We start from the raw sequence: 6,231 nt of genomic DNA, 5'->3' as shown, positions 1-6,231 counted from the left end.
TGAACCGGAACGGGGATCTCGTAATGGGGCCCGGAGCCGCTTACGTGCTCTGCCCGGCCCTGCGAAATAGCGCTGCTATTCCTCGATCCGTGCCTGCGGGCGCGCTGGCTCCGGCATCCATTGTGAACCGGAAGGGCGTTTCGGAAAAACAGCGGGCTCGCGTCGGCTGCTCGAGTCCAGGGATCCGCAGATGAAGCTCGCTGAAAAGACACGTCGGATCATGCAGGTGTTGGACGAGCTGTACCCGCAGCCCGGTATCCCCCTGAACCATAGCGATCCCTACACGCTGCTGGTTGCGGTGATGTTGAGCGCTCAAACCACAGACAAGAAAGTCAACCAGGTCACGCCCGCTCTGTTTCGGGCGGCATGCACCCCCGCGGCCATGGCGAAACTGCCTGTTGCTACCATAAGGGATCTGATCCGGCAGATAGGACTGGCCCCTACCAAGGCACGGAATCTCAAGGCTGCCAGCAAAATGATCCTCGAGCAGCACCGTGGCGAGGTTCCTCGCGATCTGGCGGCGCTCGAAGCACTGCCGGGCGTGGGGCACAAGACGGCTCAGGCCGTGCTATCGCAAGCGTTCGGGGTCCCGAGCTTCCCCGTGGACACGCACATCCACAGGTTGTCCTACCGTTGGGGTTTGTCGGACGGCAGCAGCGTGGCGCGTACCGAGCGCGATCTCAAGCGTCTGTTTCCGCGTGAACGCTGGAGCAAGCTGCACTTGCAGCTGATCTACTTTGGCCGCGAGCATTGCAGTGCCATGCGGCATGACGCGGCAGCGTGTCGGATTTGCGGTTGGGCTGCGCCCGCAGCGCGCGTCCGCGCGGAGCGTGCAAAGAGGGCCCGGCGGCGCGCAAGTCGCTTCCGGCCCGCGAAGCCGCAAGGAACGGATACCAAAGATGCGCTACCGCTGCGTGAGCTGTGACGAGACATTCGAGTCCGACGACGACGAAAAGGTCCGATGCCCTACCTGCCTGCGGGTGCACGGAATCGAGCCGGCCGCCGTGCCTCCCGCTCCGCGCAGACCCGCCTGGGTCATTCCCACCGCGGCACTCGGGGTGGCCAGCGTGGTCGCCGCCGGCGTGTTCTTCTTTGGCGGGACAAAGTCCAGTGTACCCGCCGAGGTCCCGCTGCGTCCCCTCGACGCCGTGGAGCTCGAACAGTACCTGCAGCAGCACGAAGTGCCGAGCGGCAACTCCGGAGTCAAGCTCCTGCGGCCAAGCGAGGAGCTCCGGGACTTCGCGCGGGAGAAGCTGGGGCGGCTGGGATCGGCGGCGGAGAAGGCGTCCCGAATCAGCGCGTTGATGCGGGACGCCCGAGAGCGCGGTAGCTACGCGCGCTGGCCGCTCGTGGATCCGCTGGCCTCGGGGCCGCGTTCCGCCGCGAAGATCTTGGCCGCGATCCAGAGCGATGACGGCGACCGTTTGTATCCACTGGAGGTGGCGGCCCTGGCAGCGGTTGCTCTCCGCTCTGAGGGCGTCAAGGCGATGCTGGCCGAGGTCTACGCGTTTCCCGGAGACAAGAGTCCGCCCGATCCGTCGGGGCGGTTCGGCTACTTCGTGCTGGCTGTCCGCGACGCTGCGAAGGGCAAGCTGTCGCTGTTCGACCCGTATGGTGGTCGCAAGCAGATGCCGGGTCCCGAGGCCTACGATGTTCGCTCCGACCTGGAGGTCGTGGGCGTTGCGTTTGGGATCGCCGCGCTTCGGGCCTTGGTGCACGGCCAGGATCCCTCCAAGGCGCTCTCCAACTCCCAGCAGGCAGTGAAGCTGGCGCCGCGGTCACCGGCGGCGCGCAGCGCCCGCGCCGCGGTCCTGCTGGCTGCAGGCGGCGGCGAGACAGCCGACGACGAGCTGCGGGCCGCGCTGCAGCTACGGCCTGATCCCGCGCGACGCCATAACGTGGCTGCTGTCTATCTTGCGGCGGGCGACTTGGAACGGGCCATGCGCGAGCTGGCGACCACATTGGAGCAGGCGCCCGACTACGCTTCCGCACACGCGACCCTCGCGGCCGTACACCTCAGCCGCGGCGAGCGAGACGAAGCGGCTACGGAGCTCCGCCAGGCCGAGCGCTTGGAGCCTGACCTTCCCGGATTGCCGCTACTATGGTCGCAATACTATCTCAGGGCCGGGGATACCGACCGAGCCATCAGCCACGCCCAGCGGGCGGTGGAGCGGCGTGGCCATGACCCGCAGGCTCGGCTGGTGCTCGGGAGCATCTACCGCCAGGCGGGCAAGTTCGAAGAAATGCGGGCGCAGGCTCGCCAAGTCATGAGAATGACCCCCGTGTCGCGGCAGACCGATACCCGCCACGTCATCGAACAGCTGCTGGGGCCCACGGCCCTGGACGAGCCCACGGAACCGGAGGATTCGCGCGAGCCGGCGGATTCGACTGCGCCCGAATCGCGCTCTTTGGGGCAGGTTGGAATCGAGCCAGCGGTTGGGATGGACCCTGCCGCTGGTGCCGATGGGATGGACCCAGAGGTGGGAACCGACCCGGCGGCCGAGATGCAACCGGGCACGAGGCTTCAGGGTGGATCGCTGCTGCTGGGTGGCGCCAAGGCGAAGCGGCGCCCGTCGCTGTTGGGAAGCTCCCGCAGGCTGCGGCTGGACGATCAGGCTGCGAGCCGCGAGCCCAGGTGACCTGGGTCACCAACCTCGATGCCTATCGCCCGAGGTGGCTGAAACAGGCTATTCGTACGGCCATTCGTGCCCGTCATTGACACGGCGCGCTGTAGACGCCAGGGTGTTGGGCTGGCCGTTTGCGGGCCGGAGCGTTGGGTGGACGAGCACTCTTCACACACACCTCTGGGCGATCGCTCCGCGGCCAGCCCTTTGCTGTCTCTGGAGCAAGAGCAGGCTGCGCTGCGCAAGGGTCGCGGCAGGATGCTGGCCGGCATTCTGTTCTCAGTGCTCGTTGCGGTCGGTGGCCTGGCCGCGCTTACGCTGGGCAGCGACGAAGAGCGTGTGTACCGGGAGATTGGAAAGAAGGTCAACGGCTCGAAGGTCGCGCACTTCGATTCGTTTTGGGCCTGCGCCTTTCCTGGCTATAACGTGCGCAACATGAAGAACAACGAGCAGCTTTGGGCGCAGCTTGACCTGCGGGCCTCCAGCGGTCCGAGTCGCTACGCCCGGCATGTTCGAGACACGTGCTTGAAGCAGCTCAGCGACATGCAACCCAAGTTCGACGCGCTGATCCCCCCGGATGACCTGCGGCCGGACGTGGAGGACCTGAGTCAGGCGCTGGGCCGCCTGCGCAGCGCCTGGAGCGGGCTCGTAGCCTACCTGGACGACGAGCAGCTGAAATACGACGCCACGGTGGCTCAGCCGCATGGCATGCGAATTGCTCGCGGCTGGTACGATTTCCGGCGCGCCCACGCGGCCATCAACTCGAAGCTCAAGAACAAACTGCGCCGCTAGTGGGGCGGCACGATCGGCCGAAGCGTCCATGCGGGCTAAGGGCCCGCGAAAGAACAGCTCATGCGTTTCGCCGGTTCCGACCACCGCTGGCTGCGTTGCTCCTCCTCGAAATACCCCCGATATTCCTCGTCGTTGCGCCTTGCCAGCGGCGCCCGGCCCTCGTCCAAACGCGCGGGTTGTTCTTCCGCGGGCCCCAACTCCCCACGCAGGCTGCTGCTTGCCCTGGCGGCGCTGTGGTTGCTCACGATGGTTGGCACGGCCGGCTACGTCGTGGTCGAGGGCATGTCGCTGCTGGATGCCTTCTACATGGCGGTGATCACGCTTTCGACGGTGGGCTATGCCGAAGTGACACCCCTGCACGACGCGGGTAAGTTGTTTTCCATTGGCCTGATCATGACGGGGCTTGGGATAGCCCTGTACACGGTGGGTACCGTCGCCGAGTTCTTCATCGGGGGCGGTATGCGGGGCTTCCTGTCGCAGCGCAGCATGACGAAGAGCCTGTCCCAACTGCACCATCACACGATCCTCTGTGGATACGGCCGCTTTGGGGCGGTCGTCGGCGATGCCGTGGCCCAAAGCGACCAGCCGCTCGTGATCATCGACCGCGACCGATCGTTAGAGCCCGGCCTCGTGGAGCGAGGGTTGCTTCATGTGATCGGGTCGGCAATCGAGGAGCAGGTGCTCGAGGCGGCGGGCATCCGAAGAGCCAGGGCCTTGGTGACCACCATCCCCGACGATTCCGACAACGTGTTCATCACGCTGTCGGCGCGTGAGCTGAACCCCGATCTGCTCGTGCATGCACGTGCCGAGAGCGAGGCCGGTGCCAGGCGCTTGCGCCTGGCTGGGGCGGAGCAGGTGGTGCGCCCCTATGAACTGGGGGGCCGGCGCATTGCCAACGCGCTGCTGCATCCCTCGATCATCGATTTCGTAGAGCCCTTTTTCGATGGCGCCGGCGATGAGACCGACCTGGAGGAGGTCATGGTGGCCGAGCGCTCCGTGCTCGAAGGTAAGCCCGTCGGTGATTTGCGGCGCCGGGAGCTTGAGATAGCCCTGGTGGCGGTCAAGCGGGAGGGCGAGCGCACGCGTTTGACCCCGAGCCCGCGCCTGCTGCTGCGCCCGGGAGACCGACTCGTCGCCGTAGGCGACCGCGCGCAGCTGCTGCGCCTCGCGGATCTTGCTCAGGCAGGGTCCGGGGCCTCCGGCAAGGAGGGCTAGTGCCGTGGCGAGCCAGGCATCACGCTGGAGTTCGCACCACGTGCGGGCAATCCGAATACACGCGAGGCACGCGGGGAGAAACACCGGTTAGAATCTCGTAGGGAATCGTCCGTGCTGCCTGGGCCAGATCGTTTGCGGTCAGAACCTCCTCGCCTTGCCGGCCGATCAACACGGCCTCGTCCCCCACTCCACACTCCCTCACCTGACTCACGTCCAGGCACGCGAGATCCATCGATATGCGGCCCACGATCGGGCAGCGCGACCCGCGCACCAGCATGTGTCCACGGTTGGAGGCCGACCACATAAGGCCATCGCCGTAACCCATCGGCACGATCGCAACCCGAACCCGGCGCGGTGCGATGTAGGTCCGGTCGTAGCCCACCGCCGTACCCGGGGGCAGCTCTTTGACGCAGGCAACCTGGGTGCAGACTCGCATCGCCGGCTTCAGGCTGGGGTTCAGCTCACGCGGGTCTGCTCCCGACCTTGGCGTCTGATCGGTACTTGGAGCAAACGGCGGACACAGGCCATACAGCGCAAGGCCGATACGCACGACGTCGAAGCGAGCCTCGGGGTACCACAATGCCCCTGCGCTGTTGGCCACGTGCTTGAGCTCGGGCTGGTGCCCAAAACGCCGCAGGAGCTTGCTTGTCTCGCGGAAGCCGGCGAGCTGAGCGAGCGTGGCTTCATGGTCGCTGTCCGCGCACGCGAGGTGCGTCATCAGGCCGACCAACCGGACGGACGGCCAGCGCTCGAGCGCCGTGAGGAAGCCCTCGAGCTCCGGTAGCGGGACGCCAAGGCGAGACATGCCGGTATCCACCTTCAGATGTACGCCGACCGGCCTGCCTTGGGCCGCGCTTGCAAACGCTGCTACCTGGTCCAGATCGAAAACGACCGGTGTCAGGTCGGCGGCCAACACCTCGGCATGGGCATCTCCGTATACCGCATTCAAGATCAGGATGGGCTGGCGGATGCCGGCACGGCGCAGGCGAAAGCCCTCCTCGGCGAGGGCTACACCGAAACCTGCGACCCGGTGGCGTGCCAGGCAGTGCGCCACCCGCACCAAGCCGTGGCCGTAGGCATCCGCTTTGACCACCGCCCAGATGGCCGCGCGTTGCGCGGCGGCGCGGGAGCCGGAGATGGGTGGACCCGCAAGGAGCGACCGAAGCGTCTCCAGGTTGTGGCGCAATGCACCAAGGTCAATCTCCGCGCGGGTAGGCCTCATGGCCTGCCGGATGCGGCTCGGGTTGAATACCGGCTCCTCGAACGCGTGTTTGGTCATCGTGTTGGCTCGGTCGTCCCAGGCGCGATGCTGGGAGGCGGTCTTGGGCTCCGCTTGCGCTGCAAGCGCCTTGGCCCTAGGCTCGCGGCATGTGGGTGGACTTCAACGGTAAGCGGCTCGAGGTCAAGCCGGAGACCACGGTTCGCGAGCTGCTCGTCCAAACCAGCCTGGCGGACGGCCCCGTTGCCGTCGAGCTGAACCATACCATCGTACCGAGGAGCGAGCACACGACAACCATGCTCGCGGAGGGCGACCGGTTGGAAGTCGTCCACTTCGTGGGCGGAGGCTAACCCGGCTACCCCTCGGTTCGGAGTCACGCAG

General features: G+C 66.5%; 6 protein-coding genes. 5 read left to right on the top strand and 1 reads right to left on the bottom strand.

Annotation, left to right across the window (positions count from 1 at the left end):
* Positions 1 to 190 precede the first annotated feature (190 nt).
* From nth to MJD61_19395, 4 genes are all read left to right on the top strand, one after another.
* On the top strand, positions 191 to 925 hold the full coding sequence (gene nth / locus MJD61_19410; GenBank protein ID MCG8557431.1) for an endonuclease III: 735 nt from the start codon (positions 191 to 193) through the stop codon (positions 923 to 925).
* Positions 900 to 2,639 carry a tetratricopeptide repeat protein gene (locus MJD61_19405; protein ID MCG8557430.1) on the top strand — a complete coding sequence of 580 codons (1,740 nt, stop codon included), beginning with the start codon at positions 900 to 902 and terminating at the stop codon, positions 2,637 to 2,639. The genes nth and MJD61_19405 overlap by 26 nt, the downstream gene beginning before the upstream one ends.
* 66 nt (positions 2,640 to 2,705) lie before the next feature.
* Positions 2,706 to 3,416 (top strand): hypothetical protein, encoded by a 711-nt coding sequence (locus MJD61_19400; GenBank protein MCG8557429.1) that lies wholly within the window; start codon positions 2,706 to 2,708, stop codon positions 3,414 to 3,416.
* A gap of 246 nt (positions 3,417 to 3,662) precedes the next feature.
* Positions 3,663 to 4,631, top strand: a complete 969-nt coding sequence (locus tag MJD61_19395; GenBank protein ID MCG8557428.1) for a potassium channel protein — start codon at positions 3,663 to 3,665, stop codon at positions 4,629 to 4,631.
* A 19-nt stretch (positions 4,632 to 4,650) separates the two neighbouring features.
* On the opposite strand, the gene alr is transcribed toward MJD61_19395, so the two are convergent.
* The gene (alr, locus tag MJD61_19390) at positions 4,651 to 5,910 is read right to left on the bottom strand and encodes an alanine racemase (GenBank protein MCG8557427.1); all 1,260 of its coding nucleotides are present in this window, start codon (positions 5,908 to 5,910) and stop codon (positions 4,651 to 4,653) included.
* 89 nt (positions 5,911 to 5,999) lie between these two features.
* On the opposite strand from alr, the gene thiS reads away from it, so the two are divergent.
* Complete coding sequence (thiS, locus tag MJD61_19385; GenBank protein ID MCG8557426.1) at positions 6,000 to 6,200, top strand: sulfur carrier protein ThiS; 201 nt, start codon at positions 6,000 to 6,002, stop codon at positions 6,198 to 6,200.
* Positions 6,201 to 6,231 lie beyond the last annotated feature (31 nt).

The organism is Pseudomonadota bacterium, assembly GCA_022361155.1.
Taxonomy (GTDB): Bacteria; Myxococcota_A; Polyangia; order Polyangiales; family JAKSBK01; genus JAKSBK01.
This window is presented reverse-complemented; position numbering and strand designations above follow the sequence as displayed.

Coding starts and splice junctions, on each gene's coding strand:
- MJD61_19405 (MCG8557430.1), top strand. CDS start 900: ATGCGCTACCGCTGCGTGAGCTGTGACGAGACATTCGAGTCCGACGAC.
- thiS (MCG8557426.1), top strand. CDS start 6,000: ATGTGGGTGGACTTCAACGGTAAGCGGCTCGAGGTCAAGCCGGAGACC.
- alr (MCG8557427.1), bottom strand. CDS start 5,910: ATGACCAAACACGCGTTCGAGGAGCCGGTATTCAACCCGAGCCGCATC.
- nth (MCG8557431.1), top strand. CDS start 191: ATGAAGCTCGCTGAAAAGACACGTCGGATCATGCAGGTGTTGGACGAG.
- MJD61_19395 (MCG8557428.1), top strand. CDS start 3,663: ATGGTTGGCACGGCCGGCTACGTCGTGGTCGAGGGCATGTCGCTGCTG.